The sequence below is a fragment of the Herbaspirillum sp. Her4 genome, from assembly GCF_057961335.1.
The window spans coordinates 432,744-457,709 of record NZ_CM176330.1; the positions used below are offsets into that span (position 1 = coordinate 432,744).

The following is a 24,966-nucleotide window of genomic DNA, read 5'->3' on the forward strand; positions in this document are numbered from 1 at the left end:
GCCCCGCCCGTCTCCAAACGAAAATGAAGCTTCCTGCGTGTAAGATAGCGCCTGCCAGCAGCCATAGCGCGGCTATCCGGGGGGAAGCGGCTGGCACGCGGCGTCCGGGACCGCATCTTGCTTATCCCGCGATGTGAACATTTTGACCAGTTGGAAGATAGGAAACCCATGAGCCTGCGCATCATCGCCACCGGTGGCACCTTCGACAAGCATTACGACGAAATCGCGGGCCAGCTTGGCTTTGGCGAGAGCCACCTGCCGGACGTCATTGCCCGCGCCCGCATCACCACCGAAGTTTCCCTGGAAACCCTGCGCCTGCTCGATTCGCTGGAGATGCAGGACGGCGACCGCCAGCGCGTGCTGGAAGCCTGCCAGGCCTCGGCGCAGCAGGCCATCGTCATCATCCACGGCACCGACACGATGCAGCAGACCGCCCAGGTGCTCGGCCAGGCGCTCACCGACAAGACCGTGGTGCTGACCGGCGCCATGATCCCCTACGAGATCGCCAATTCCGACGCCTTCTTCAACTTCGGCTTTGCCTGCGGCGTAGCCCAGGTCCTGCCGCCGGGGGTGTATGTGGCCATGAACGGCCGCATCTTCGCCTGGAACAAGGTGGCCAAGAACCGCAGCGCGGGCGTTTTCGAGCCGATCTGATTCCGGCCTTTGGCAGGCCCCGTCTTCAGTGCGGTGCCTGCCGCTGCGCCCAGTCGCGGCAGAACGACAGCAGCGCCGCGAGGCTGGGCGAAGGCGCGCGGTGGCGGCTGACCACCATGTAGAAATGCCGGCGCAAGATCGGCAGCGGCGTGTCCAGTTCCACCAGCTTCCTTGATTCGATCAAATCTTCCACCACCGAGCGTGACAGGCAGCTGATGCCCAGGCCTTCCGCGGTGGCACGCTTGATGGCTTCCGAATTGCCGAACTCGAAGGACGACGGCAAATGATGCAGGTAGGGAATGAGCGCATGCTCGACCGCCTCGCGCGTGCCGGACCCGGCCTCGCGCAGCAGCCAGTCGGCTTCGCGCAGCATCTTCAGGGTGATCTTGCGGCGCGCGCGGACGATGGGGTGTTTGGGCGCGGCCACCACGATCAGTTCATCGGTCATCCACGGCTCCACCTGCACATCATCGGCATGGCAGGGGCCTTCAATAAGTCCCGCATCCACTTCGAAGTTGACTACGGCCTCCACGATATCGGCGGTATTGGCCACCAGCGCGCGCACTCGCGCCCCTGCATGACTGCGCCGATAAGCGGCGATCATGGCCGGCAGCAGATAGCTGCCGATGGTGGTGGATGCCCCGAGATGCAGGTCGCTACGCGCGGCCGGATCGCTGAACTGGCGCTCGATGGTCTGGGCTGCATCCAGCATGTGGCGCGCCTGCGGCAGCAGCTGGCGGCCGCTGTCGTTCAACACCAGCCGCTTGCCGACACGGTCGAACAATTGCACGCCCAGCAGGCTCTCCAGTTCGTTCAATGCAGCGCTGGCCGCCGACTGCGACAGCGCCACCAGCCCGGCCGCCGCCGTGGTCGAGCCCGACTGGGCCACGGCCAGAAAAATCTGCAATTGCCGCAGCGTGATCCTCATCGATCCTCCTTTATGCATTTCCGACATGGGGGTGCGCAGAAAACGTCACCGCCCATCTACCTGTTAAACAGGTAGATATTAGCAAAATAACGCGTTTTTCTTTTATAAGCCCGGCGCGTAAAGTGCACTCCATCGACAGCACCCTTCGTGGAGAGCCCCATGCGTACCGCCATCCAGACTTCCTCCCTGCCGCCGGCCGCCGCCGGACTGGCGCTTTCAGGCGCCGTCGCCTGGGCGGCCATGAGCCTGGGCAATATCGGCTGGCTGCAGAATCACGGCTTCTCGGCCCTGACTGTCGCCATCGTGCTGGGCATCGTGATCGGCAATACCGTCTATCCGCGCCTTGGCGCGTACTGCGGCGAGGGCGTACGCTTCTCCAAGCAGACGCTGCTGCGTGCGGGCATCATCCTCTACGGCTTCCGCCTGACCTTCCAGGACATCGCCCACGTCGGCGTGGCTGGTGTGGTGATCGACGCGGCCATGCTGCTGTCCACCTTCGGGCTGGCCTGGCTGGTCGGTACCAAGTTGCTGAAGCTGGATCGCGATGCCGCGCTGCTGATCGGTGCCGGCAGCTCGATCTGCGGCGCGGCTGCCGTGATGGCCACCGAGCCGGTGCTGCGCGCCCGCAGCGAGCAGGTCACCGTGGCGGTCTCGACCGTGGTCATCTTCGGGTCGCTGGCGATCTTCCTCTATCCGCTGCTCTATACGCTGCAGGCCGAACCGGTGTGGGGCCTGCGCCTGCCGGACTTCGGCGTCTACATCGGTTCCACCGTCCATGAAGTGGCGCAGGTGCTGGCCGCTGCACGCTCCATCGATCAGCACACGGCCGACGTCGCGGTGATCACCAAGATGGTCCGCGTGATGATGCTGGCGCCCTTCCTGCTGATGCTGTCGATGAAGGCAGCGCCGTCCGTCACCGGACACGAGCACCAGCCCCGCAAGCTGTCCATTCCCTGGTTCGCCTTCGCCTTCATCGGTGTGGTGGTGTTCAACTCCTTCTTCCCGCTGCCGGCCGCGGTCAACCAGCTGGTGCTGCAAGCCGATACGCTGATGCTGGCCATGGCCATGGCGGCCCTGGGACTGTCCACCCATCTCTCGGCGCTGCGCAGTGCAGGCATCAAGCCCATGATCCTCGGTGCGGTGCTGTTTGCCTGGCTGGTGATTGGCGGTGCCCTGGTCAATGGCGCATTGGGACGCTTGCTGGCCTGAGGCCCACTCCACCTCATCAAGCAAAAAGGCGCGCTCCGCAGGGAGCGCGCCTTCTTATTTTGTTGCATCAGGAAAACTGACTCAACGGGAAACTTGATTCAGTTTCTTCAATGCAGCTCACCACGCTGGGTCAGTTCGCGGATGATGCGCACCGTATCGATATCGGCTTCCTGATAAGCCGAGCGGCGGAAGTTGTCATAGAAAGCTTCTTCGCCGGTGACATCCTCGGGCTTGCCGTCGTCATACTCGAAGCGCACGAAGAGCACATCGGCCTGGGGCTCCTCGATGGTCATGCTCATGCGCGACGCCGGGATCTCGCCCTGCGAGGGCACTTCATAGAGCACCTGGATCTGCGGCAGGTAAGTGACCTTGTCGATGATGACCAGCTCGCCATAGCGCAATTCACGGCGCACGCTGTCGAGGCTTTTTTCGGAGAGGCGGCAGTCATCCAGATGCGGCATGAACAGGCGCGGCGACTCCGCACGCAGGACCAGGCCGCGCCAGAGTTGCTCGCGGGTCAGGGAATCGATCAGCGGATTCGTCGGATCGTTGATCTGGATGAGATGGTTGAATTTCATGGTTGCTCTCGTGTTGTTGTTGCCGCCGGCAATGCGGCATTGTCCCACAGGCGCAGCCGGGCCGGTCGGGCGGGCTGCTACAATGGCGCCTCGTTTCTTCTCCTGCCCACGCCGATCGCCTCCGTATGTCCGCACCCTCCTTCGGCCTGAACAAGCCGCAAAGCGAAGCCGTCCACTACATGGCCGGGCCCTGCCTGGTGCTGGCCGGTGCCGGTTCGGGCAAGACCCGCGTGATCACGCAGAAGATCGCGCACCTGATCGAGAACTGCGGTTACGAATCGCGCAACATCGCCGCGCTCACCTTCACCAACAAGGCTGCGCTGGAAATGCAGGAGCGCATCGCCAAGCTGCTCAAGGATCCCAAGCAGGCCAAGCACCTCACGGTCTCGACCTTCCATTCGCTGGGCGTGAAGATCCTGCGGCAGGAGTCCAAGCATCTGGGGCTGAAGGACCGCTTTTCAATCATGGACAGCGACGATTGTTTTTCCCTCGTGCAAGAACTGGCGGTCACCACCGACAAGGCCATCATCCGCGGCATCCAGAATTCCATTTCCCTGTGGAAGAACGGCCTGGTCGATCCCGAGCTGGCCGAAAAGAATGCCCGCACCGAAGACGAAGCCCAGGCCGCGCGCATCTACCGCAGCTATGTGGCTACGCTGAAGGCTTACCAGGCGGTCGATTTCGATGACCTGATCCGCCTGCCGGTGGAGCTGTTCCGCAGCAACGAGGAAGTGCGCGACCGCTGGCAGCGCAAGCTGCGCTACCTGCTCATCGACGAATACCAGGACACCAATACCTGCCAGTACGAACTGGTCAAACTGCTGGTGACCGGCGTGGGCAAGAAGCCGATGTTTACCGCCGTGGGCGACGATGACCAGGCCATCTATGCCTGGCGCGGCGCGACCATCGAGAATCTGAAACTGCTGGGCGTGGATTTTCCCAACCTGCACCTCATCAAGCTGGAGCAGAACTATCGTTCCAGCACGCGCATCCTGCAGGCGGCCAACGCGGTCATTTCCAACAATCCCAAGCTGTTCGACAAGACCTTGTGGTCCGAGCACGGGCTGGGCGATCCGATCACGGTCATGGCGATGGATGATGAGGAAGCCGAAGCCGACCAGATCGCCATCACGCTCTCGGCGCACCGCTTCGAGCGGCGCGCCAAGTTTGCCGATTACGCCATCCTGTATCGCGGCAACCACCAGGCGCGCATCCTGGAAAAATCCTTGCGGCGCGAACGCATCCCCTACGTGATGTCGGGCGGGCAGAGTTACTTCGACCGTGCCGAGATCAAGGACATCATTGCCTACCTGCGCCTGATCGCCAACCAGGACGATGACCCGGCCTTCATCCGCGCCGTCACCACGCCGCGCCGTGGCGTGGGCCAGGCGACATTGGAGGTGCTGGGCACGCTGGCCGGGCAGTGGCAGTGTTCGCTGTTCGAGGCGGTCTACAAGGGCGGCCTGGAAGACAAGCTGACCGACCGCCAGCTGCTGCCGCTGCGCAAGTTCTGCGACTTCATCAATGCGCTGGAATCGCGCGCCACGCGGCCGGGTCCGTCGGGCAGCGGCGAAGAGGCGGGCAAGGTGCTGGACGACATGATGGAGGCGATCAACTACGAGTTCTACCTCTACGACAGCTTCGAGGAGCGCGCGGCGCTGGCACGCTGGCAGAACGTGGTGGACTTCATCAACTGGTTGAAGGAACGCGCCTGTGGCGGGCGCGATGGCGAGGGTGAAGAGAAGAACCTGCTGGAGATCACGCAGATGGTGGCGCTCATGAGCATGCTCGAAGGGCGCGACGAAGAGCAGGATGCGGTGCGCATGTCGACCTTGCATGCGTCCAAGGGACTGGAGTTTCCGCACGTGTTCCTGGTGGGGGTGGAGGAAGGCATCCTGCCGCACAAGGGCGACCCCGACACCCCTCCCGAGGCTGCTGCTGCGCGCGTGGAAGAGGAGCGCCGCCTGATGTACGTGGGCATCACGCGCGCGCAACGTTCCCTGCACCTGTCCTGGTGCAAGCGCCGCAAGCGCGCCAAGGAAGTGATCGAATGCCAGATCTCGCGCTTCGTCAAGGAGATGCGCCTGGATGAAGGCGAGGCGGTGCCGCAGGAGAGCGAGAAGATCACGCCGCAGGCGCGGCTGGCCAATTTGAAGGCCTTGTTGCAGAAGCCGCGTCCGACGCCTGAAGGAAGTTGAGTCCAGGGGGCGCATATGCGCCTGAAACGTGGCGAAAATGTCGATATCACGCACATCCATTGTGCGATTTGATCTCGAAATGAGCGCCCTGACCGCATCGCGGTTTACAATGCCGCCTGCAAAAAAATCCCCAAGTTTCACGAAAGCAACACCGCCCGCCGCGCTACCCGCTCGTCTGCCCCTGTTGCCCCAAACCATTCCAGACAAGGAAATCAAGCAATGATCAAGATGTTCTCCCGCCACGCCCGTACGCTGGCGCTGACCGCCGGCTTCGTCGGCATGCTGGGCCTGGCCGCCTGCGGCAAGCAGGAAGACAAGAGCGCCGCCGCCCCGGCACCGCAAGCCGCAGCCGCGCGTGTCTACGTGGTCGGCGTGGAATCGGCCTACGCCCCCTTCTCCTCGGAAAACGAACAGAAGGACGTGGTCGGTTTCGACATCGACGTCATGAAGGCCCTGGCCAAGAAGATCGGCATCGAAGTCAAGTTCGTACCGACGCCCTTCGAAGGCTTCTTCAATTTCCTGGCACAAGGTGACCGCGACCTGCTGATCTCGGCCATCACCATCACCGATGAACGCAAGAAGTCGGTGGCCTTCTCCGAGCCCTACTTCGTGGCCACCCAGACCATCGCCCTGCCGGCCGCCGACACCAAGGTCAGCAAGATGGATGACTTGAAGCCCCTGACCGTCGGTACCCAGAGCGCCACCTCCGGCGACGAACTGGTGCAGCAGGTGCTGGGCAAGAACAGCGCCAAGATCAAGCGCTTCGACTCCACCCCGCTGGCCCTGAAGGAACTGGAAAGCGGTGGCGTCGACGCCGTCGTGGCCGATGAACCGGTGGTCAAGAACTACATCGCCAACAACCCCAACAGCAAGCTGCGTACCGTCACCGATCCCAGCTTCCCCAAGGAAGACTACGGCATCGCCGTGCGCAAGGATGATCCGGAACTGCTGGCCAAGATCAACAAGGGCCTGGCCGACATGAAGGCCGATGGCAGCTTCGCCGCCATCAGCGCACAATACTTCGGCAAATAAGCCCGCACGCTGTCCTGCTGCTCCTGCCGACCTCTACAGGAGCAGAGGACTGCATGAGTGCATGAGTGCTTGAGTGCATGACTGCCTGATCCGGCAACAAGACGGCGGCCCCGGCCGCCGTCCCCGTTTTGTTCCTTTCCCGATTTCAACCACCAATCGAGTCCGACATGGATTTCCGCTGGAGCATCATCCAAGGCTACGCGCCACTGTTCGCCAAGGGCGTCCTCATGACCTTGCAGGTGTCGCTGATCAGTATCCTGATCGGCACCGTGATCGGCTTGCTGGTGGGCATGCTGCGCCTGGCCGACCTGCAGCACGGCCCCTGGAAGTGGCCGCTGAAGCTGCTGCGCTGGCTGGCCAGCTTCTACGTCGCCTTCTTCCGTGGCACGCCGCTGTTCGTGCAGATCATGCTGATCCACTTCGCGGTGATGCCGCTGCTGGTGCAACAGGAACATGGCCTGCTCATCACCGGCGAACTGGCGCGCACCATCAAGCAGGACTATGGTGCCTTCCTCTCCGGCACGGTCGCGCTGTCGCTCAATGCAGGGGCCTACATTTCGGAAATCTTCCGCGCCGGCATCCAGTCCATCGAACGCGGCCAGTCCTATGCCGCCGCCAGCCTGGGCATGAACTACGGGCTCACGATGCGCTACGTGGTGCTGCCGCAGGCGTTTCGCCGCATGCTGCCGCCGCTGGGCAACGAAGCCATCACGCTGTTGAAGGATTCCTCGCTGGTCTCGGCCATCGGCCTGGCCGAACTGGCCTATGCCGCGCGTACCGTGGCGGGCACGTATGCCCGCTATTGGGAGCCGTATATCACCATCTCCATCCTGTATTTCTCCATGACCATCTGCCTGGCACTGGTGGTGGCCCGTCTGGAAAACAAGTACAGCGCGCCGCATCGCCGCTGACCGTTTTGCCCGCCGATCCGCAGCGATCAGCGGGAAGCGCGTGCGCTGCTCGCAGGCGGGCGGTATCATGCCGCGCATGACATCGATGTACACTCTCCCCCAACTCGCTCCCGGCAGCCGCCGCGTGGCCGTGATCGGCGCCGGTCCGGCCGGCCTGATGGCCGCCGAAGTGCTGGCCGCACAAGGCGCCGCCGTGGACGTCTACGACGCCATGCCCTCGGCCGGCCGCAAATTCCTGCTGGCCGGGCGCGGCGGCATGAACATCACGCACTCCGAACCGCAACCCGACTTCCTGCCGCGCTATGGCCATCGCCGTGAACAGCTCGCACCCTTCGTGCGCCGCTTCGACGCCAACCAATTGCGTGCCTGGATACACGGCCTCGGCATCGAGACCTTCGTGGGCAGCTCCGGTCGCGTCTTCCCGCGCGAGATGAAAGCCGCACCGCTGCTGCGCGCCTGGCTGCATCGCCTGCGCGAAGCGGGCGTGCGCTTCCACATGCGCCATCGCTGGCTGGGCTGGCAGGAGGACGGCGCGCTGCGCTTTGCCCATCCTGATGGCCACACCGATGTGCAAGCCGATGCCGTGGTGCTGGCTCTGGGCGGCGCCAGCTGGCCGCGCCTGGGTTCGGATGGCAGCTGGGTGCCGCTGCTGCAAGACCGCCAGGTCGAGGTCGCACCGCTGCTGCCCTCCAACTGCGGCTTCGAGCTGGACTGGAGCGAACATTTCCGCAGCCGCTTCGCGGGCGAACCGGTCAAGCCGGTGGTGGCCAGCACGGCACTGCCCAGCGGCGGCGTGCAGAATCGCCGCGGCGAATTCATCATCACCGCCGAAGGCATCGAAGGCAGCCTGGTGTATGCCATGTCCTCGGCCTTGCGCGACACCATCGCCGCAGAAGGCGCGGCGCGTCTCTACCTGGACCTGTTGCCCGACTGGCCGCTGGAAAAAGTGGAAGCCGAACTGGCCCATCCGCGTGGTGCGCGTTCGCTCTCCAGCCACCTGCAAAGCCGCCTGCATCTCAAGGGCGTGAAGGCCGGACTGCTGCGCGAGCTGGTCAGCAAGGACGACTTCGCCGACATGGGCAAGCTGGCGCGCGCCATCAAGGCCTTGCCGCTGACCGTGCTGCGCACGCGTCCCATCGCCGAAGCCATCAGCAGCGCCGGTGGCGTCAGCTTCGAGGCGCTCGATGATGCGCTGATGCTGCGTGCCCTGCCGGGCGTGTTCTGCGCCGGCGAGATGCTGGACTGGGAAGCGCCCACCGGCGGCTACCTGCTTACCGCCTGCTTTGCCACCGGCCGCGCCGCTGCTGCCGGTGCCTTGCATTGGCTCATCAGTGATGACCGCGCTGCCAGCCTGAGCAACTCTTCCAAGGAACAACACAAGTGACCCAAGACGACCGCCTCATCGACCTGGAAATGAAACTCGCCCATCAGGAACACCTGATGGACGAACTGAACCAGACCGTCTATCGCCAGGAAAAGAAGATCGAGGAACTGGACATGCTGCTGCATGCCCTGGCCAAGCGCTTCAAGGAATTGTCCGACACCAGCCAGGACCGCGCCGCCGCCAACGAGAAGCCGCCGCATTACTGATCGCGCCGCTTCCGCTTTTTCTTCGCTGCACGCACCACCATGGCCAACGAACGCCGCATCGCCCACCTCGACATGGACGCTTTCTATGCGTCGGTGGAATTGCTGCGCTATCCCGAGCTGCGCGGCCAGGCGGTGGTCATCGGCGGCGGTTCGGCCACGCGGCCGGTGGAATTGCCCGACGGCACGCGCCAGTATTTCCGCATGCGCGATTACGCCGGGCGCGGCGTGGTCACCACTTCCACCTACGAGGCGCGCGCGCTGGGCGTGTTCTCGGCCATGGGCATCATGAAGGCGGCCCAGCTGGCACCGGACGCCATCCTGCTGCCGACCGACTTCGAGGCCTATCGCAAGTATTCGCGCCTGTTCAAGGAAGCGGTGCGCAGCATCGCGCCGCTGATCGAGGATCGCGGCATCGATGAAATCTATATCGATCTTTCTGCGTGGCCCGATACCGCGCATGAGGTCGCGCGCCAGATCAAGGATGCGGTGCATGCCGCTACGGCGCTTACCTGCTCCGTCGGTGTGGCCCCCAACAAGATGCTGGCCAAGATCTCTTCCGAACTGGACAAACCCGACGGGCTGACCATCCTCACGCCCGAGGATATCGAGCGCCGCATCTGGCCGCTGCCGGCGCGCAAGATCAACGGCATCGGACCGAAGGCCGCCGAAAAGCTGGCGGCATTGGGCATCGAGACCGTGGCCGACCTGGCACGTGCATCACCTGAAATGCTGCGGGCACATTTCGGGCGCAGTTATTCGGAATGGCTGGGACGCGTGGCGCAGGGCGTCGATGATCGCCCGGTACAGACTTACTCCGAACCCAAATCCATCAGCCGGGAAACCACCTTTGAACGCGACCTGCATGCGCGTGCCGACCGTACGCAACTCTCGGAAATCTTCACCGCCCTGTGCGTAAAGCTGGCCGGTGACCTGGAGCGCAAGGGCTATGTCGGCCGCACCATCGGCATCAAACTGAAATACGCCGATTTCCAGGGTGTGACGCGCGATGTTACGCTGCCCGCACCCACCGGGGACGCTGCCACCATCCGCCAGGCGGCGGGGGAATGCCTCAAGCGCGTACCCCTGGAAAAGAAGCTGCGCCTGCTCGGTGTGCGCGTGGGCGCGCTCTCGCGCAAGGATGAGCTTGCATTGACAGCGCAGGCGCTGCAGGCGGAGTTGCCGTTCGGCGGCTGATCCATATTTCCGCGAACTATTTGTGCGTTTTTCTGACGTACTCTGCGGCAAGCCCGGCCACGAAAAATTTAACTGCAAGCGTGGACAATCCGACATCGCTTGCGGCGAGACGGGCGTGTAAAATCTCCCCCTTTCCCTCTTTGCCCTGCTCCGGAAACCTATGTGGTTCAAGAATCTCCAGATCTACCGTTTGCCCGCACCGTGGGCGATCAATGCCGACGAACTCGAATCCCATCTCGCGCCGCAGGCCTTCACCGCCTGCTCCAGCCTGGACATGCAGAGCCAGGGCTGGGTGCCGCCGCGCAACAATGAAAAACTGGTGCATGTGGTCAACCGCCAGCTGCTGTTGAAACTCGATACCGAGAAGAAACTGCTGCCCTCGACCGTCATCAACCAGGTCACCAAGGCCCGTGCCGCCGAGCTGGAAGAGCAGCAAGGTTTCCCGCCGGGCCGCAAGCAGACCAAGGAATTGAAGGAACAGGTCACCGACGAACTGCTGCCGCGCGCCTTCTCGGTAGTGCGCAGCACCTGGGTATGGATCGATCCCGTCAACGGCTGGCTGCTGGTCGATGCCGGCTCGCCCTCCAAGGCCGAGGAAGTCCTGAAGCTGCTGTTCAAGGCCATCCCCAAGTTCCCGCTGGAAACGCTGCGTACCGTCATGTCGCCGGCAGCGGCCATGACCGACTGGCTGGCCAGCGACGAAGCGCCCAACGGTTTCACCGTGGACCAGGATACCGAGCTGCGCTCCACCGCCGAGAGCAAGGCCACGGTGCGCTATGTGCGCCATACGCTGGAAGCCGACGACATCCGCCGCCACATCGAAGCCGGCAAGCAGTGCACGCGCCTGGCGCTGACCTGGGCCGACAAGGTGTCCTTCGTGCTGACCGAGAACCTGTCGGTCAAGCGCATCGCACCGCTTGACGTGCTCAAGGAAGACAGCGAGATCGCCGGCAAGAACGACGATGAACGCTTCGATGGCGACTTCATGCTAATGACCGGTGAGCTGGCCAAGCTGCTGACCGCGCTGGTCGACGCGCTGGGAGGCCAACTGAAGGAAAACGACGGAACACTGGCCCGCGCGGCCTGACCGGCATCGCTTCAGTACGCCAGTACGAATGAAAACGCCGCGACGGGCTGACCGTCGCGGCGTTTTTTTCATGTCCGCCTCAATTCTTGTGACGGCTGAAGCGATAGCCTTGGTCGAACAGGGTCGCCACCGCCACCAGCACGCCCGAGCAGCCCAGGATCAGCGTCACGCCCAGCGTGGAATGGGTGGCTGACTGCGCCACCATCGCCAGTGCCCACAGCGGTGCCAGGCCACCGGCAAGGGCCGTACCGATCTCGCGGCCGGTACCCACGCCGGTGGAGCGGCTCTGCACCGGAAACTGGCGGCTCAGGAAGGAGCCCTGCGGGGCGAACATCATCGGCGCCAGCAGGCCGGTACCGATGATGACGGCGCAGTAGATGGCCATGCTCTGCCCCGTCGCCAGCAAGGCCATGAAGGGGTAGGCGAACAGTGCCGAGAGCAGGCCGCCGGTCATGAGCACGCGCTGGCTGCTGTAACGGTCGCACAGCCAGCCGAACAGCGGCACGGCCACGATCGCCACCAGGCTGGCCAGCGTCACAGAGAGCGAAGTGACATGCGCCGAGACACCCTTGAACTGGGTCAGGTAGGCCAGCGAGAACGTCTTGAAGATGTAGCTCAGCGCGTTGTAGCCGACCGCCAGAAAAAACACCACAGCCAGCCCCCTGATCTGGGTAGTGAAGACTTCGCGGATGGGCTGGCGCGGCTGCGCCGGGCTGTTCTGGGCATGGCTGTATTCGGGCGTCTCCGGCAGGCTGCGGCGCACCCACAGACCCACCAGTACCAGCAGGAAACTGAGGATGAAGGGAATGCGCCAGCCACCGGCCAACAGGAAATCATCCCCGCCCAGCGTGAGCAGGTACACCGTCAGCGACGACAGCAGCAGTCCCAGGTTCAGGCCCAGCGCCGGCCAGGCGCCCTGGCGGCCCTTGCGGTCGGCGGCAGCGTGCTCGTAGGAGGTCACGGCGGCACCGGCCAGCTCCGCCCCCGCACCCAGGCCCTGCACGATGCGGATGGCCACCAGCAGCAGCGCTGCCCACACGCCGATGGTGGCGTAACCGGGAATGAGGCCGATGGCCGTGGTGCATAGCCCCATCAGGCAGAAGGTGATGAAGAGCATGCGCTTGCGGCCGATGCGGTCGCCCAGGTAGCCGAAGAAGATGCCGCCAATGGGACGCGCCACGAAGCCGATGGCAAAGGTGGCGAAAGCCTGCAGCGAAGCCGTGGCCGGATCGCTGTGATCAAAGAAGATCTTGCTGAAGACGATCGAGGCCATCGTCGCGTAGAGATAGAAGTCATACCATTCCAGCATCGATCCCACGATGGTAGCGGCGGCGACCTTGCGCAGCCGGGCACGACCCTGCTGAGGTGTTTCTGCTTGCGGTGCTTTCATTGCGTCTCTTCCTTGTGCTTTTTCTTTGGATACGGGAGCGCCTGGCTTGCCGCCATGGATCAACTTGCCGGGGCAAGGCCAGCGCAGGGGTACTACGGACGAATCAGATTGCGTACGATGTGCTCGCCGATGGCCAGCGACGACGTCGCTCCCGGCGAAGGGGCGTTGCGAATGTGCGTGACGCGGCTGCTCTGGCGGATCACGAAGTCATCGACCAGACGGCCATCCCGCTCCATGGCCTGCGCACGGATACCGCGCACCGCCGGGGTGACCGCCACATCGGCCAGCGACGGCACGTAGCGCGCGGCTTCGCGCACGAAGACCTTTTCGCTCAGTACGGTCTTGAGTTCGCGCAGCATGGCCGGTACGTTGCGGGCACCAAACTTCCACAGGCCTGGATAGGCCAGTGCATCAGCGATGTCGCGCAGGCTGGCGTCCATGCCGCTGTAGTTCTCGCGGCCCAGCGACAGGAAAGCATTGGGCCCGATGGTCATCTGGCCGTCGATGCGTTTGGTGAAATGCACACCCAAAAACGGGAAGCGCGGATCGGGCACCGGATAAATCAGGCCCTTGACGTGCGACTTGTAGCGCTCATCGATGACGTAGTACTGCCCGAAGAATGGCACGATGCGCGGCGTGGCCGCATCGCCCGACTGCTGCGCCAGCCGATCCGACTGCAGGCCGCTGCAGGCGATGGCCGCATCGAACAGTTCCGGATGCACCTGCCCGTCCTGCAGCTCGATCTGCACCTGCTCGCCCCGCTCGGCAATGCAGCGCACCGCGGCATTGAGGGTAATAGTGCCGCCGCGCTGCTCGATCTCCTGCGCCATGCGCTCGGCAATCTGACCATAGCTGACGATGGCCGTGCGCGGCGAATACAGCGCCCGCAGGCCGACGCAGTTGGGCTCGATCTCGCGCAGGCGGCCGGCGTCGATCATCTCCACATCCGGTACGCCATTGGCCACGGCCTTGCGGTGGATGGCCTCCAGGCGCGGCAGTTCATCCGGGGTAAGCGCCACCACCACCTTGCCGCATTCGTCATAGGGCAAGGCATTCTGCTGGCAATAGTCCTTGAGCAGGGCTACGCCGCGCCGGCACAGGGTGGCCTTGAGCCCGCCCGGTTCGTAGTAGAGGCCGGCATGCACCACGCCGGAATTGTGGCTGGACTGGTGCCGGGCCACGGCGGCCTCCTTCTCGAAGACGGTGACGTGGATATCCGGGCGGTCCAGCAGCAGCTGGCGTGCGACGGCCAGGCCATTGATGCCGCCGCCGATGATGGCGTAACGCTGGGGTCTCTTCATGTTGTCGTTGTCGGTTGATCTGATGCGGACGAAAAAGCAATTGCCTTGGCAAGATTCTTGGGGAGGATCTCTTCAATGAAAAGCGAAATTATCGATAGAATGATGTTTCGATAAAGCGAACAGGATGCCTGCCCGCAATGACCCTGAAACAACTGGAAGCCTTTTACTGGGCCGCGACCTGCGCCAATTTCGCCATTGCCGCGCAGCGCATCAATGTCTCCATCTCTTCGCTCTCCAAGCGTCTGCACGAACTGGAACAGTCGCTGGGAGTGGCGCTGTTCGACCGCAGCGGCCATCGCGCCCTGCTCACCGATGCAGGACGTCAGCTCATGCCGCAGGCGCTGGCGCTGCTGGATGGGGCCGCCGCCATCCGCAGTTCCTTTGCGGTCGGCACGGGCCCGCACGGACTGACGGGGCATTGCCGCTTCGGCGTGGGCGAGCTCAGTGCCCTGACCTGGCTGGCCGGATTCGTGGCGCAGGCGCGCAGCCTGCATCCGCAACTGGTCCTGGAACCTTATGTGGATGTGGGCAGCGTCCTGCAGGAAAAGGTGGAAAACGGCGAACTGGATTTCGCCATCGTGGCGGGACGCTCCTCGCGCCAGATGCTGCTGGCGCAGGCCGTCTCACAGGTGCCCTTCGTGTGGGCCGGAGCCCCGGCCTTGCGCAAGCCGCGTACCGGCTTGGCCACGCTGCTGCGGCAGGGCTGTCCCATCATCGCCCTGCCGGCCTCGGCCGGCACCACGCGGCTCATCGATGACTGGCTGCTGGCGCAGGATATCGCCGGGGTGGAGCGGCTGAGCTGCAACAACTGGGGCGCGGTGACCGGCCTGTTGATGGCGGCAGTGGGCGTGGGCATGCTGCCGCAGAGCTGGGCGCAGAAGCTGGTACGGCAGAAGAAGCTGGCCCTGCTGCGCGGGGATGTCCCGCTGGGCGCGATGACGTATTCCTTCCATTGGCGGCGCGGCGATTCACGCCCCCTGATCGAGCAGATGCACGCCCTGGTGGCGCGCTGCGCCGATTTCTCGGCCGAGCTGCTGTTGCCGCTGGCGCGCTGATGCGCTGATGTGCTGATGCGCCTCAGTCCAGCGTGCCGCGCGACACCAGCACCTGCTCCAGCGGCAGCATCGCATGCGCCAGCGTGGCGGCCAGCCGCGCCGTGGAGACCCCATCGCGCGCACCCAGCGCCAGTCCATTGAGGAAGCTGGTATAGAAATCTCCCAGGGCGGTGACATCGGCATCGGCCCGGATCTCCCCTTCACGCTGCGCCTGCAGCAGGCGCGCGCGGATTTCATTGCGGCGCTTGTGGCGACGTTGCGAGAGCGCATCACTGTGCTCGCTGTTTTCGGGCGCACAGTTGATGGCGGAAATCACTACCATGCACCCCTTTCCTGCCGGCAAGCCCGGCACCGTCGACTTGCCCGAATACATGCGCACGCTGGCGCGCAGCATGGCTTGCAGGTCTTCGCGAATGCCCTTGCCGGCCTGCAACAGGCGCAGCGGTTCGGCGCTGATGGTGCGCGAGTAGACCTCCATGACTTCACGGAACAGCGCATCCTTGTCGCCGAAGGCCGAGTAGAGACTGGGCGCCTTCACGCCTATGGCCTCGCACAGATCGGCCATGGTGGTGCCTTCGTAGCCCTTGCTCCAGAACACTTGCATGGCCTGCTGCAGCGCCTGGTCACGGTCGAAGCTGCGCGGGCGGCCACGGGTTTTTATCATCGGTTTCCTTTGCGGGGTATTACCCCTGGCGGTAATGGTGTTGCGGAGAAGTGTAGTTTAATTTAGTCGGCATTACAAAAATAAATCGCCAGACCTTGAACTTTGGGGAAGACGTTCCTATTATCTAATGCTCGTTACATAAATAAACTTTGTAGCGGGCAATTTGATCAATCGTCACCATCAACACTGAATCCAGCATTTGACGGCACCCATCGAAAGGACATGCCATGAGCCGCAAGACCCGAATAGAAAACTACCGCAACATCGGTATCAGCGCGCATATCGACGCGGGCAAGACCACGACCACCGAGCGCATTCTTTTTTATACGGGTGTCAACCACAAGATCGGCGAAGTGCATAACGGTGCGGCCACCATGGACTGGATGGAGCAGGAGCAGGAACGCGGCATCACCATTACCTCGGCCGCCACCACTGCCTTCTGGAAGGGCATGGCCGGCAATTATCCCGAGCATCGCATCAACATCATCGACACCCCGGGCCACGTGGACTTCACCATCGAGGTGGAGCGCTCCATGCGCGTGCTCGATGGTGCGGTGATGGTGTACGACTCGGTAGGCGGCGTGCAGCCGCAGTCCGAGACCGTCTGGCGCCAGGCCAACAAGTACAAGGTGCCGCGCATCGCCTTCGTCAACAAGATGGACCGCATCGGTGCGGACTTCTTCCGCGTGCAGAAGCAGATCGAAGAGCGCCTGGAGGGCAAAGCGGTTCCCATACAGATTCCGGTGGGCGCGGAAGACCATTTCTCGGGCGTGATCGACCTGGTCAAGATGAAAGCCATCATCTGGGACGAAGCCAGCCAGGGCGTGCTGTTCAAGTATGAAGACATCCCGCTGGAGCTGGAGGACACCGCACGCCACTGGCGTGACCTGATGGTCGAGCAGGCGGCTGAAGCCAATGAGGAACTGCTGGAGAAATATCTCTCCGGCAATCCCCTGACCGAGGACGACATCAAGCGCGGCTTGCGCCTGCGCACGGTGGCCAACGAGATCGTGCCGATGCTGGCCGGCAGCGCCTTCAAGAACAAGGGCGTGCAGGCCATGCTGGATGCGGTGATCGATTACCTGCCCTCGCCCGTCGACGTGCCCGCCATTGCCGGCCATGCCGAGGACGACAGCGAGATCGAGCGCCATCCGTCGGACGAGGAACCGTTCTCGGCGCTGGCCTTCAAGATCATGACCGATCCCTTCGTGGGGCAGCTGACCTTCTTCCGCGTGTATTCCGGCATCGTCAATTCGGGCGACACGGTCTACAACCCGGTCAAGGGCAAGAAGGAACGCCTGGGCCGCATCCTGCAGATGCACGCCAACGAGCGCAAGGAAATCAAGGAAGTGTTCGCGGGCGACATCGCAGCCGCCGTGGGCCTGAAGGATGTGACCACCGGTGACACGCTGTCGGATCCGGAACATCCCATCATCCTGGAGCGCATGATCTTCCCTGAGCCGGTGATCTCGCAGGCGGTGGAGCCGAAGACCAAGGCCGACCAGGAAAAGATGGGCATCGCCCTGAATCGCCTGGCGCAGGAGGATCCGTCCTTCCGCGTGCATACCGATGAAGAATCGGGCCAGACCATCATGTCGGGCATGGGCGAGCTGCACCTGGAAATCCTGGTGGACCGGATGAAGCGTGAGTTCAACGTCGAGGCCACGGTCGGCAAGCCGCAGGTGGCTTACCGCGAAGCGATCCGCAAGGGCGTGGAGGATGTGGAAGGCAAGTTCGTCAAGCAGTCCGGCGGACGCGGGCAGTATGGCCACGTGGTCATCAAGCTGGAACCGCAGCCGGCCGGCAAGGGTTATGAATTCGTCGATGCCATCAAGGGTGGCGTGGTCCCGCGCGAATTCATCCCGGCTGTCGACAAGGGTATCCAGGAGTCGCTGAAGGCGGGCGTGCTGGCGGGTTATCCGGTGGTGGACGTGAAGGCCACGCTGACCTTCGGTTCGTACCACGATGTGGACTCCAACGAGAACGCCTTCCGCATGGCCGGCTCCATGGCCTTCAAGGAAGCGATGAAGCGTGCGGGTCCGATGCTGCTGGAGCCGATGATGCAGGTCGAGGTGGAAACGCCCGAGGAATTCATGGGCAACGTGATGGGCGACCTGTCCTCACGGCGCGGGATGGTGCAGGGCATGGAAGACATGGTGGGCGGCGGCAAGCTGGTGCGTGCTGAAGTCCCGCTGTCGGAAATGTTCGGCTACTCGACCACGCTGCGCTCGCTCTCGCAGGGGCGCGCGACTTACTCGATGGAGTTCAAGCACTATGCTGAAGCGCCACGGCAGGTGGTGGAGCAGTTGTCGGGGAGCAAGGGCAAGGGTTGATTGGACTTGCTGGCTGCTGGCTGCTGGCTGCTGGCTGTTAGCTGTTAGCTGCATGAGGAAGCCGATGTATCTTTGGGTGCATCGGCTTTTTTTAACTTTAGGTAAATAATCCGGAAAGAATCCGCAAAAACAAAAACGCCCCATTCTTTCGAATGAGGCGTTTTATTTGGCGGAGCGGACGGGGCTCTCCTACACAGGCGCAGGCCGCGGAATCGCTTGCAAGCGATTCCCTTCTCGCCCCGCCGGGAGCCGCGCAGGCGGCTCCCTCCGCTCCGCAGATTTTTGCTGCGCAAAAACAAAAATGCCCCGTTCTTGCGAACGGGGCATTTTATTTGGCGGAGCGGACGGGGCTCTCCTACACAAGCGCAGGCCGCGGAATCGCTTGCAAGCGATTCCCTTCTCGCCCCGCCGGGAGCCGCGCAGGCGGCTCCCTCCGCTCCGCAGGTTTTTGCTGCGCAAAAACAAAAACGCCCCGTTCTTGCGAACGAGGCGTTTTATTTGGCGGAGCGGACGGGGCTCGAACCCGCGACCCCCGGCGTGACAGGCCGGTATTCTAACCAACTGAACTACCACTCCTAAAACCGTTTCAGCTGTCGTTGCTTGCTGAAAGATCGCTATTATAGGAGAGCCTTTTTGAAAATGCCAGCCCTTTTTAAAAATAATTGCGAAATATTTTACGGCCCGGCATCAAGCCTTGAACTTGCCCTCAAACGCCAGCTTGGACAGCGGCTCACGCGGGCTTGGGACTTCACGTGCCTGCAGGCCTTCCGGCAGGATGGACTTGTCACCCAGCTTGCCCACCACCACCATCGCCTCCACCGAAAACTCGGCCGGGACGTTGAGCTCGGTACGGGCCTTGTCCTTGTCAAAGCCGGCCATGCCGTGTGCATGCCAGCCGGACAGCGACGCCTGCAGCGCCAGGTAGCCCCAGGCCGAACCGGTGTCGAAGGAATGGGTCGGCGCAGGCACCGCCTCGGTCGCACCCGGCGGCACCATCACGGTACGCGACAGCACCACGAACAGGGCCGATGCATTGGCGCACCAGGAACGGTTGAATTCATTCAACAGGCCCAGCAGGCTGTCCCAGGCCGGCGTACCACGGCGCGCATAGACGAAGCGCCACGGCTGCGCATTGTAGGCCGAGGGTGCCCAGCGGGCGGCTTCGAGGAAGGTCAGGACGGTTTCTTCGGAGATCTCGGCACCGTTGAAGGCGCGCGGGGACCAGCGGTTCAGGAATTGCGGATCAATGGGATAGTCGGCGTTGCGCGGATTGGCGGACATGCTCTTTTCCTATGAGGATGAGGGTGGATGAATTCAGGCAGCAGGCATCTTAGCAGCGCCGCCTGTTTCCTGCAGAGCCAGCCGCGCAGCCATAAAAAAACCCGCGCACCTTGCGGCGGCGGGTTAAATCCAATTCTCAGGGGTGATGAATTGGAGGGGGAGGAACTTCAGAATAACGATCGCCCTCTCGCGCCTCCAACGTTTTTACACGCTGTAACATCCGTTGCAATTGTGCAGTGGACTGTGGGGAATCTGTCAGGAATGGCGTTTCCCCTGTCGTCCACGGCCGACGCGGCTTTGCGCCGCATCCGGCTCATTTCCCGATACAGAACCGCGAAAAAATCACCCCCAGCAAATCATCCGGCGTGAACTTGCCCGTGATGCTGGACAAGCGCTCTTGCGCCAATCGCAACTCTTCTGCAAACAGATCCAATGCATGTTCACCAGCCTCATTGTCCAGCGCCGCATGCGCCGCTGCATGGGCCAGATGTTCATCGGCCGCCTTCAGTGCCAGCAAATGCCGCTCGCGCGCGAGGTAGCGCGATTCCACCGTCTGCTGCCAGCCGGCAATGCGCAGCAACTCGGCGCGGAGCAAGTCCACGCCCTGCCCTTCGGCCGCCGACAGATAGACGTGCGTGGCGTCCGGCATCGGATCCACCGCCGGCTTGTGGCCGGAGCGGTCGATCTTGTTCCAGATGCGGATGATGGGCACGCCTTCCGGGAAGCGCGCGGTAATCTTTTCATCTTCCAGCGTCGGGCCACGGTCCGCATCCAGCATGTGCAGGATCACGTCCGCCTTGGCCACCTCGGCCCAGGTGCGTTCGATGCCAATGCGCTCGACTTCGTCCGGACCGCTGCCATCTTCACCAGCCTCGCGAATGCCGGCCGTATCGATGATGTTGAGCGGCATGCCTTCGATCTGTATCGTCTGCGTCACCTTGTCGCGCGTGGTGCCGGCGATCGGCGTGACGATGGCCACATCCGATCCGGCCAATACGTTCAGCAGAGAAGACTTGCCCACGTTGGGCTTGCCGGCCAGCACCGCATTCAGGCCATCACGCAACAAGGCGCCTTGCGCGGCATGCTTGAACACCTCTTCCAGCGTGCCGCGGATGGTGGCCAATTGGCCGCGTGCGTCGCTCTGTTTCAGGAAATCGATTTCTTCCTCGGGGAAGTCCAGCGTCGCTTCCACCAGCATGCGCAGGCGCGTGACCTGGTCCACCAGCTCGTGGATCACCTTGGAGAACGCGCCAGAGAGCGATTCGGAGGCCGACTTGGCCGCCGCTTCGGTGGTCGCTTCGATCAGGTCGGCGACGGCCTCGGCCTGGGCCAGGTCGATCTTGTCGTTCAAGAAGGCGCGCTGGGTGAATTCACCCGGCTCGGCCAGGCGCAGGCCGATCTCGTGGCCCGCCTGCACACAGCGCGCCAGCAGCATCTGCATCACCACCGGGCCACCGTGGCCCTGCAGTTCCAGCACATCCTCGCCGGTATAGGAATGCGGGGCCGGGAAGTGGATCGCCAGGCCCTGATCGATCGGGCTGCCATCCTCATTGAGGAAGGGCAGATAAGTGGCGTGGCGCGGTGCCAGGCTGTCGCGGCCGCAGACGGCGCGGATCACCGGGCCCAGGTTCTTGCCTGAGATGCGGACCACGCCGATGCCCCCGCGTCCGGGTGCGGTGGCGATGGCGGCAATGGGAGAAGAATCGAAAGTCATCTGCGAATACTTGTTGTTGTGTTGAGGTGAGCCCGCCGCTGCATCCCCCTCGGAGCAACGGCGTAAAGCCATGTTAACCCTGCTTGCGTTCTACGACCGAAAAAAAACCCGTGGATTCCACGGGTTTTTCCTTTGATGGCCTGCAAGAAGCAAATTATTTGGTCTTGCCGCTCTCGATATTGCGGGTGATCACCCATTGCTGCGCGATCGACAGGATGTTGTTCGTCACCCAGTACAGCACCAGGCCGGACGGGAAGAAGAAGAACATGAACGAGAACACCAGCGGCATGAACATCATCACCTTGGCCTGGACTGGATCCGGCGGCGTCGGGTTCAGCTTGGTCTGCAGGAACATCGACGCAGCCATGATGATCGGCAGCAAACCGATGGGCATGTTGAAGTAAGGGATGGTGCCGAACAGGCGGTCCGGGGCGGTCAGGTCATGCACCCAGCCCAGCCACGGCGCGCCGCGCATTTCCACCGAGGCCAGCAGCACCGAGTACAGCGCGATGAACACCGGGATCTGGATCACGATGGGCAGGCAGCCGCCCAGCGGATTGATCTTCTCGGTCTTGTAGAGCGCCATCATCTCGCGGTTCATGGCCTGCGGATCACCCTTGTGGCGTTCGCGGATGGCTTGCATCTTCGGCGAAACCGCCTTCATCTTGGCCATGCTGCGATAGCTGGCGGCCGACAGCGGGAAGAACACCAGCTTGATCAGCACGGTCAGCAGGATGATGGTCCAGCCCCAGTTGCCCACCAGGTTGTGGATGTGGGTCATCAGCCAGAAGATCGGCTCGGCGATCACGGTCAGGTGGCCGTAGTCGCGCACCAGATCCAGGCCCGGGGCAATCGCTTGCAGGGTCTTGGAGACGGTGGGACCGGAATACAGCTGGGTATCCATGGTCACGCTGGCGTTCGGGGCCACGCTGCCCAGCGGCAGGATGGAACCGACCGCGTACAGGTTGTCGCCGACCTTCTTGCTGAAGATGTCGCGCTGCGCGTTCTGCGGCGGGATGAAGGCCGAGACGAAGTAGTGCTGCACCATGGCGATCCAGCCGTTGTCCGCCTTGTTGACGTGCTGCTGCTTGCCGTTGGCGATCTTCTCGAAGTCCAGCTTCTCGAAGTGCTCGGTGCTGCTGTAGACGGCAGGACCGGTGAAGGTGCTGTAGAAGTGCGATTCGCCGCCCGGCTTGTTGCCGTCGCGCACCAGCTGCAGGTACAGCGAAGGATTGATCGTCGCACCCGTGGTGTTGGTCACGGTGTGCTTGACGTCGATCAGATAGCTGTCGCGCTTGAAGGTGTAGGTCTTGGTCAGCTTCACGCCGCCCTGCTCGGCTACCAGCACCAGCTGCACTTCATTGCCGTTGTCCAGCGAACGGGCGCCGGGCTGTGCGGTGAAGATGGTCTTGTGATTGGGGAAGGGACCGCCGATCAGGCCCGACTCCGCCAGGTACATGTGGCCGGGTTCGGAATCGAACAGCACGACGTTCTTGGTCGGATCGACCACGTCGGGTTGCTTCAGCAGTTCCAGGCGCTTCAGTTCACCGCCCACGGTATCGATGCTGGCCTTGACCAGGTCGGTGGTGATGGTGATGGTTTCGCCCTTGGTAGCGGCAGCCACGTCAGCACCGGGGACCGCGCCAGGTGCCGGTGCCGGCGTGCCAGCCTGCGGCACCGGGGAACCGGTCGGGCTGGCGGTGGGCGCGGCCGGATTGGCGGCGGCTTGCTCCTGAGTCGGGTTGGCCGACGGGAAGAACATCGACTGATGTCCGTTATGGCGCATCCAGCCATCCCACAGCAGCAACAGGGAGAAGGAGAATACAACCCACAGGACGGTACGTTTGATATCCATATGCGTATTGATGAGTTCAGGAGTGGCTGCAACCGTCAGCGGCCACAGGGGGAGACAGCCGCGCTACCGGAGACGGCAGCGCAGAGGTCGGGGAATCGGGAACGACGGAAGAAGACGGGCTGTTCGCCTGCGCCTGTGCATGGGCTTGCGCCTCGGCCGAGCCGGGCACGAAATCCAGGCCGCCGGCATGCCAGGGATGGCATTTGCAGAGGCGCTTGCCGGCCAGGACACTGCCCTTGAGCGCGCCATGCAGACGCACCGCCTCGGCGGCGTAGTCGGAACAGCTGGGATAGAAACGGCAATTCTGCCCCAGGAAAGGGCTCACTCCCAGCTTGTAGGCACGCAACAGCAGGAGCAGAGGGGTCTTCATCACTTCCTGTTTTCCTGGCTATTTCCTGGCGAACGCAGGGGCGCTCGGCAGGAAGGCGAACAATTGCATCAGTTCGGCACGCAGCATGGCCTTGACGGACGCACTGCGGGCAGGATCCTTCCTGGTATTGACCGGGCGCGACAGGCGCACGATGCAGTCCACGGCAGGCAGTTCAGCCTGGCGAAACAGCTCGCGCGTGGCCCGTTTGATCGTGTTGCGGGTGACCGCACGCGGTGCCAGCCGCTTGGCCGCCACTACGCCCAGACGGGCTTGCGGCAGGCTGTTGCGGCGTGCGTACAACACGAAATGCTCGGTACGATACACGGGGCGCAAACGAAAAACGGATGAAAACTCATCCGTTTTAACGATTCGCCGATCGCGTGGGAAGTCGCCTGCTTGACGTGCTGGAAGCGGTGTACGGACGTCCGTCACACGAAACGGCAGCGCAAAGCCCCGGCTTAAACTGCAGCCAGACGCTTGCGGCCCTTGGCGCGACGGGCGTTGATCACGGCACGGCCGCCACGGGTTGCCATACGGGCACGGAAACCATGGGTACGCTTGCGACGCACGACGGAAGGTTGGTAAGTACGTTTCATGTTGGACTCGCTAAGTTGGGCTGCCTTGGAGCAAACAGCAAAAATAAATCGGAATTCTGGAACCGCTTTCGGTGTGCCTGTTCCGCATCACCGATGCCCTGCCGCCTGTCTGAGCCGGCAGCCCCTGCATCGCTGACACCATTAACTCTGTTGGCCTCTGCCGCCTCCCGGTGTGATCACTGGGTAATCGACCGGTGGACAACTGAAACAGCACTGCGTCGGCACCGCGCGCAATTCTTCAGATGGTGAACCCTGAATTAGACTGCATTTTCCACTTCGCTGTCAATGACTTATGCGCTTTTGCACCCTCCCCGGGCACTCAACGGCCGAGTTCGGGGCCAATGCGTGGCGGAATTGCCGCATCTGGCCAGAATCGCCCCTTCCCTGCCGCCAGCCGGCCGGCAAAAAGCCGATATGAAGTTGCTTGCAGGACATCACCCCGATTTCAGTACAAGCCTTCACCTGACGCGTTCAATGCATGAAGAAAATGCAGGCACGCCATGCGCCCCACGCATGAACAAATCCGTAAATCATCTAAAGCATTTTTTCAGCAGGGCTGGACACCGGTGCGCCAGACTTGCCCACGGGAGGCGGATGAGGCAGATCAGCAACATTGAGACACCGCAATCGTCCTGTTACAAAAAAGATGCGTCATGAAAGCTGCACCCTGCAATATGACAAACATGCCTGGCACGATTCCAGCTATAAGGGGAGATGAAGCAAAGAGACCGGCAAGCAGGCAGGAACGAATTGCACCGGCAGGAGGAGATCGGCAGCATCGCCAGGCACCAGCCGCGCTGGCCTGCGCAACCGCCCGACAGGCATTGTCCGCCTGTTCCCTCCCGCCGGCTATCAGGGTTTTCACGATGGCGCGCTGCGCGAAAATAGCGCACCGTGTGGTCAACCGCTGAAGCAATCCGCACATTGAAAGAGCATGATGTGAATGAAGCTGCGAATGTCCCTGCGCACGCAATGGGATAAACGCTTCACCCCAATGCGCGGGAAAATGCAAAGAAAATCCAGCGC

General features: G+C 62.8%; 23 protein-coding genes and 1 tRNA gene. 12 read left to right on the forward strand and 12 right to left on the reverse strand.

The features are described from left to right. The first annotated feature begins 168 nt into the window (after nucleotides 1–168). Complete coding sequence (locus ACWFUC_RS01975; RefSeq protein WP_034330389.1) at nucleotides 169–654, forward strand: asparaginase domain-containing protein; 486 nt, start codon at nucleotides 169–171, stop codon at nucleotides 652–654. A gap of 25 nt (nucleotides 655–679) precedes the next feature. Here the strand turns inward: ACWFUC_RS01975 and ACWFUC_RS01980 are convergent, their stop codons facing one another. Continuing rightward, entirely contained in the window at nucleotides 680–1,582 is a 903-nt protein-coding gene (locus tag ACWFUC_RS01980; RefSeq protein ID WP_489623949.1) for a LysR family transcriptional regulator, read from the reverse strand. 159 nt (nucleotides 1,583–1,741) lie between these two features. Between ACWFUC_RS01980 and ACWFUC_RS01985 the strand changes: the two genes are divergently transcribed. Continuing rightward, the gene (locus ACWFUC_RS01985; protein WP_204726967.1) at nucleotides 1,742–2,791 is read left to right on the forward strand and encodes a YeiH family putative sulfate export transporter; all 1,050 of its coding nucleotides are present in this window, start codon (nucleotides 1,742–1,744) and stop codon (nucleotides 2,789–2,791) included. A gap of 107 nt (nucleotides 2,792–2,898) precedes the next feature. On the opposite strand, the gene ACWFUC_RS01990 is transcribed toward ACWFUC_RS01985, so the two are convergent. Continuing rightward, entirely contained in the window at nucleotides 2,899–3,369 is a 471-nt protein-coding gene (locus ACWFUC_RS01990) for an SRPBCC family protein (RefSeq protein ID WP_489623950.1), read from the reverse strand. Between the two features lie 125 nt (nucleotides 3,370–3,494). Between ACWFUC_RS01990 and ACWFUC_RS01995 the strand changes: the two genes are divergently transcribed. The 8 genes from ACWFUC_RS01995 to ACWFUC_RS02030 all read left to right on the forward strand — a co-directional run bounded on the left by ACWFUC_RS01995 (nucleotide 3,495) and on the right by ACWFUC_RS02030 (nucleotide 11,381). After that, complete coding sequence (locus ACWFUC_RS01995; RefSeq protein WP_209584377.1) at nucleotides 3,495–5,567, forward strand: UvrD-helicase domain-containing protein; 2,073 nt, start codon at nucleotides 3,495–3,497, stop codon at nucleotides 5,565–5,567. Nucleotides 5,568–5,646: 79 nt separating this feature from the next. Beyond that, a complete protein-coding gene (locus ACWFUC_RS02000) occupies nucleotides 5,647–5,790 on the forward strand; it encodes a hypothetical protein (protein ID WP_489623951.1) in 144 nt (47 codons plus the stop codon). Then, the gene (locus ACWFUC_RS02005) at nucleotides 5,787–6,599 is read left to right on the forward strand and encodes a basic amino acid ABC transporter substrate-binding protein (protein ID WP_134223600.1); all 813 of its coding nucleotides are present in this window, start codon (nucleotides 5,787–5,789) and stop codon (nucleotides 6,597–6,599) included. The genes ACWFUC_RS02000 and ACWFUC_RS02005 overlap by 4 nt, the downstream gene beginning before the upstream one ends. 167 nt (nucleotides 6,600–6,766) lie before the next feature. Continuing rightward, nucleotides 6,767–7,510, forward strand: coding sequence for an amino acid ABC transporter permease (locus tag ACWFUC_RS02010; RefSeq protein ID WP_034330368.1), 744 nt, complete (start codon nucleotides 6,767–6,769; stop codon nucleotides 7,508–7,510). An 85-nt stretch (nucleotides 7,511–7,595) separates the two neighbouring features. Next, a complete protein-coding gene (locus ACWFUC_RS02015; protein ID WP_489637427.1) occupies nucleotides 7,596–8,894 on the forward strand; it encodes a TIGR03862 family flavoprotein in 1,299 nt (432 codons plus the stop codon). Next, on the forward strand, nucleotides 8,891–9,100 hold the full coding sequence (locus ACWFUC_RS02020) for a SlyX family protein (RefSeq protein ID WP_489623953.1): 210 nt from the start codon (nucleotides 8,891–8,893) through the stop codon (nucleotides 9,098–9,100). Before ACWFUC_RS02015 ends, ACWFUC_RS02020 begins: the two co-directional genes overlap by 4 nt. 39 nt (nucleotides 9,101–9,139) lie before the next feature. Continuing rightward, complete coding sequence (gene dinB, locus ACWFUC_RS02025) at nucleotides 9,140–10,294, forward strand: DNA polymerase IV (RefSeq protein WP_420106253.1); 1,155 nt, start codon at nucleotides 9,140–9,142, stop codon at nucleotides 10,292–10,294. Nucleotides 10,295–10,454: 160 nt separating this feature from the next. Continuing rightward, on the forward strand, nucleotides 10,455–11,381 hold the full coding sequence (locus ACWFUC_RS02030) for a recombination-associated protein RdgC (RefSeq protein ID WP_034330361.1): 927 nt from the start codon (nucleotides 10,455–10,457) through the stop codon (nucleotides 11,379–11,381). Nucleotides 11,382–11,460: 79 nt separating this feature from the next. Here ACWFUC_RS02030 and ACWFUC_RS02035 read toward each other — a convergent pair whose 3' ends face one another. Both ACWFUC_RS02035 and lhgO read right to left on the reverse strand, forming a co-directional pair. Next, nucleotides 11,461–12,771 carry an MFS transporter gene (locus ACWFUC_RS02035; protein WP_489623954.1) on the reverse strand — a complete coding sequence of 437 codons (1,311 nt, stop codon included), beginning with the start codon at nucleotides 12,769–12,771 and terminating at the stop codon, nucleotides 11,461–11,463. Nucleotides 12,772–12,863: 92 nt separating this feature from the next. Then, nucleotides 12,864–14,072, reverse strand: coding sequence for an L-2-hydroxyglutarate oxidase (gene lhgO, locus ACWFUC_RS02040; protein WP_489623955.1), 1,209 nt, complete (start codon nucleotides 14,070–14,072; stop codon nucleotides 12,864–12,866). Between the two features lie 137 nt (nucleotides 14,073–14,209). Between lhgO and ACWFUC_RS02045 the strand changes: the two genes are divergently transcribed. Continuing rightward, nucleotides 14,210–15,127, forward strand: coding sequence for a LysR family transcriptional regulator (locus tag ACWFUC_RS02045; RefSeq protein WP_489623956.1), 918 nt, complete (start codon nucleotides 14,210–14,212; stop codon nucleotides 15,125–15,127). A 22-nt stretch (nucleotides 15,128–15,149) separates the two neighbouring features. Here ACWFUC_RS02045 and ACWFUC_RS02050 read toward each other — a convergent pair whose 3' ends face one another. Beyond that, on the reverse strand, nucleotides 15,150–15,791 hold the full coding sequence (locus ACWFUC_RS02050) for a TetR/AcrR family transcriptional regulator (protein WP_489623957.1): 642 nt from the start codon (nucleotides 15,789–15,791) through the stop codon (nucleotides 15,150–15,152). Nucleotides 15,792–16,018: 227 nt separating this feature from the next. Here ACWFUC_RS02050 and fusA point away from each other — a divergent pair, with 227 nt between their 5' ends. Beyond that, a complete protein-coding gene (fusA, locus tag ACWFUC_RS02055) occupies nucleotides 16,019–18,124 on the forward strand; it encodes an elongation factor G (RefSeq protein ID WP_489623958.1) in 2,106 nt (701 codons plus the stop codon). Between the two features lie 499 nt (nucleotides 18,125–18,623). On the opposite strand, the gene ACWFUC_RS02060 is transcribed toward fusA, so the two are convergent. From ACWFUC_RS02060 to rpmH, 7 genes are all read right to left on the reverse strand, one after another. Further along, nucleotides 18,624–18,700 (reverse strand) — tRNA-Asp (locus ACWFUC_RS02060). Between the two features lie 111 nt (nucleotides 18,701–18,811). After that, nucleotides 18,812–19,405, reverse strand: a complete 594-nt coding sequence (locus ACWFUC_RS02065) for a nitroreductase family protein (RefSeq protein ID WP_039783592.1) — start codon at nucleotides 19,403–19,405, stop codon at nucleotides 18,812–18,814. 313 nt (nucleotides 19,406–19,718) lie between these two features. Continuing rightward, entirely contained in the window at nucleotides 19,719–21,119 is a 1,401-nt protein-coding gene (gene mnmE, locus ACWFUC_RS02070; protein ID WP_489625586.1) for a tRNA uridine-5-carboxymethylaminomethyl(34) synthesis GTPase MnmE, read from the reverse strand. A gap of 154 nt (nucleotides 21,120–21,273) precedes the next feature. Then, a complete protein-coding gene (gene yidC, locus ACWFUC_RS02075) occupies nucleotides 21,274–22,974 on the reverse strand; it encodes a membrane protein insertase YidC (RefSeq protein ID WP_489623959.1) in 1,701 nt (566 codons plus the stop codon). A gap of 16 nt (nucleotides 22,975–22,990) precedes the next feature. After that, entirely contained in the window at nucleotides 22,991–23,344 is a 354-nt protein-coding gene (gene yidD / locus ACWFUC_RS02080; protein ID WP_134223606.1) for a membrane protein insertion efficiency factor YidD, read from the reverse strand. Between the two features lie 18 nt (nucleotides 23,345–23,362). Beyond that, the gene (rnpA, locus tag ACWFUC_RS02085; RefSeq protein ID WP_134223607.1) at nucleotides 23,363–23,776 is read right to left on the reverse strand and encodes a ribonuclease P protein component; all 414 of its coding nucleotides are present in this window, start codon (nucleotides 23,774–23,776) and stop codon (nucleotides 23,363–23,365) included. Nucleotides 23,777–23,802: 26 nt separating this feature from the next. Then, complete coding sequence (gene rpmH / locus ACWFUC_RS02090; protein ID WP_006461360.1) at nucleotides 23,803–23,940, reverse strand: 50S ribosomal protein L34; 138 nt, start codon at nucleotides 23,938–23,940, stop codon at nucleotides 23,803–23,805. Between the last annotated feature and the right edge of the window lie 1,026 nt (nucleotides 23,941–24,966).

Bases quoted from the DNA above. Each gene is read 5' to 3' on its own strand.
- rpmH (WP_006461360.1), bottom strand. From the start codon at position 23,940: ATGAAACGTACTTACCAACCTTCCGTCGTGCGTCGCAAGCGTACCCAT.
- lhgO (WP_489623955.1), bottom strand. From the start codon at position 14,072: ATGAAGAGACCCCAGCGTTACGCCATCATCGGCGGCGGCATCAATGGC.
- ACWFUC_RS01990 (WP_489623950.1), bottom strand. From the start codon at position 3,369: ATGAAATTCAACCATCTCATCCAGATCAACGATCCGACGAATCCGCTG.
- mnmE (WP_489625586.1), bottom strand. From the start codon at position 21,119: ATGACTTTCGATTCTTCTCCCATTGCCGCCATCGCCACCGCACCCGGA.
- ACWFUC_RS02035 (WP_489623954.1), bottom strand. From the start codon at position 12,771: ATGAAAGCACCGCAAGCAGAAACACCTCAGCAGGGTCGTGCCCGGCTG.
- ACWFUC_RS02050 (WP_489623957.1), bottom strand. From the start codon at position 15,791: ATGATAAAAACCCGTGGCCGCCCGCGCAGCTTCGACCGTGACCAGGCG.
- ACWFUC_RS01975 (WP_034330389.1), top strand. From the start codon at position 169: ATGAGCCTGCGCATCATCGCCACCGGTGGCACCTTCGACAAGCATTAC.
- ACWFUC_RS02065 (WP_039783592.1), bottom strand. From the start codon at position 19,405: ATGTCCGCCAATCCGCGCAACGCCGACTATCCCATTGATCCGCAATTC.
- ACWFUC_RS02000 (WP_489623951.1), top strand. From the start codon at position 5,647: ATGAGCGCCCTGACCGCATCGCGGTTTACAATGCCGCCTGCAAAAAAA.
- fusA (WP_489623958.1), top strand. From the start codon at position 16,019: ATGAGCCGCAAGACCCGAATAGAAAACTACCGCAACATCGGTATCAGC.
- ACWFUC_RS02010 (WP_034330368.1), top strand. From the start codon at position 6,767: ATGGATTTCCGCTGGAGCATCATCCAAGGCTACGCGCCACTGTTCGCC.
- ACWFUC_RS01980 (WP_489623949.1), bottom strand. From the start codon at position 1,582: ATGAGGATCACGCTGCGGCAATTGCAGATTTTTCTGGCCGTGGCCCAG.
- ACWFUC_RS02015 (WP_489637427.1), top strand. From the start codon at position 7,596: ATGTACACTCTCCCCCAACTCGCTCCCGGCAGCCGCCGCGTGGCCGTG.
- ACWFUC_RS01995 (WP_209584377.1), top strand. From the start codon at position 3,495: ATGTCCGCACCCTCCTTCGGCCTGAACAAGCCGCAAAGCGAAGCCGTC.
- ACWFUC_RS02030 (WP_034330361.1), top strand. From the start codon at position 10,455: ATGTGGTTCAAGAATCTCCAGATCTACCGTTTGCCCGCACCGTGGGCG.
- dinB (WP_420106253.1), top strand. From the start codon at position 9,140: ATGGCCAACGAACGCCGCATCGCCCACCTCGACATGGACGCTTTCTAT.
- ACWFUC_RS02005 (WP_134223600.1), top strand. From the start codon at position 5,787: ATGATCAAGATGTTCTCCCGCCACGCCCGTACGCTGGCGCTGACCGCC.
- ACWFUC_RS02045 (WP_489623956.1), top strand. From the start codon at position 14,210: ATGACCCTGAAACAACTGGAAGCCTTTTACTGGGCCGCGACCTGCGCC.
- yidD (WP_134223606.1), bottom strand. From the start codon at position 23,344: ATGAAGACCCCTCTGCTCCTGCTGTTGCGTGCCTACAAGCTGGGAGTG.
- ACWFUC_RS01985 (WP_204726967.1), top strand. From the start codon at position 1,742: ATGCGTACCGCCATCCAGACTTCCTCCCTGCCGCCGGCCGCCGCCGGA.
- yidC (WP_489623959.1), bottom strand. From the start codon at position 22,974: ATGGATATCAAACGTACCGTCCTGTGGGTTGTATTCTCCTTCTCCCTG.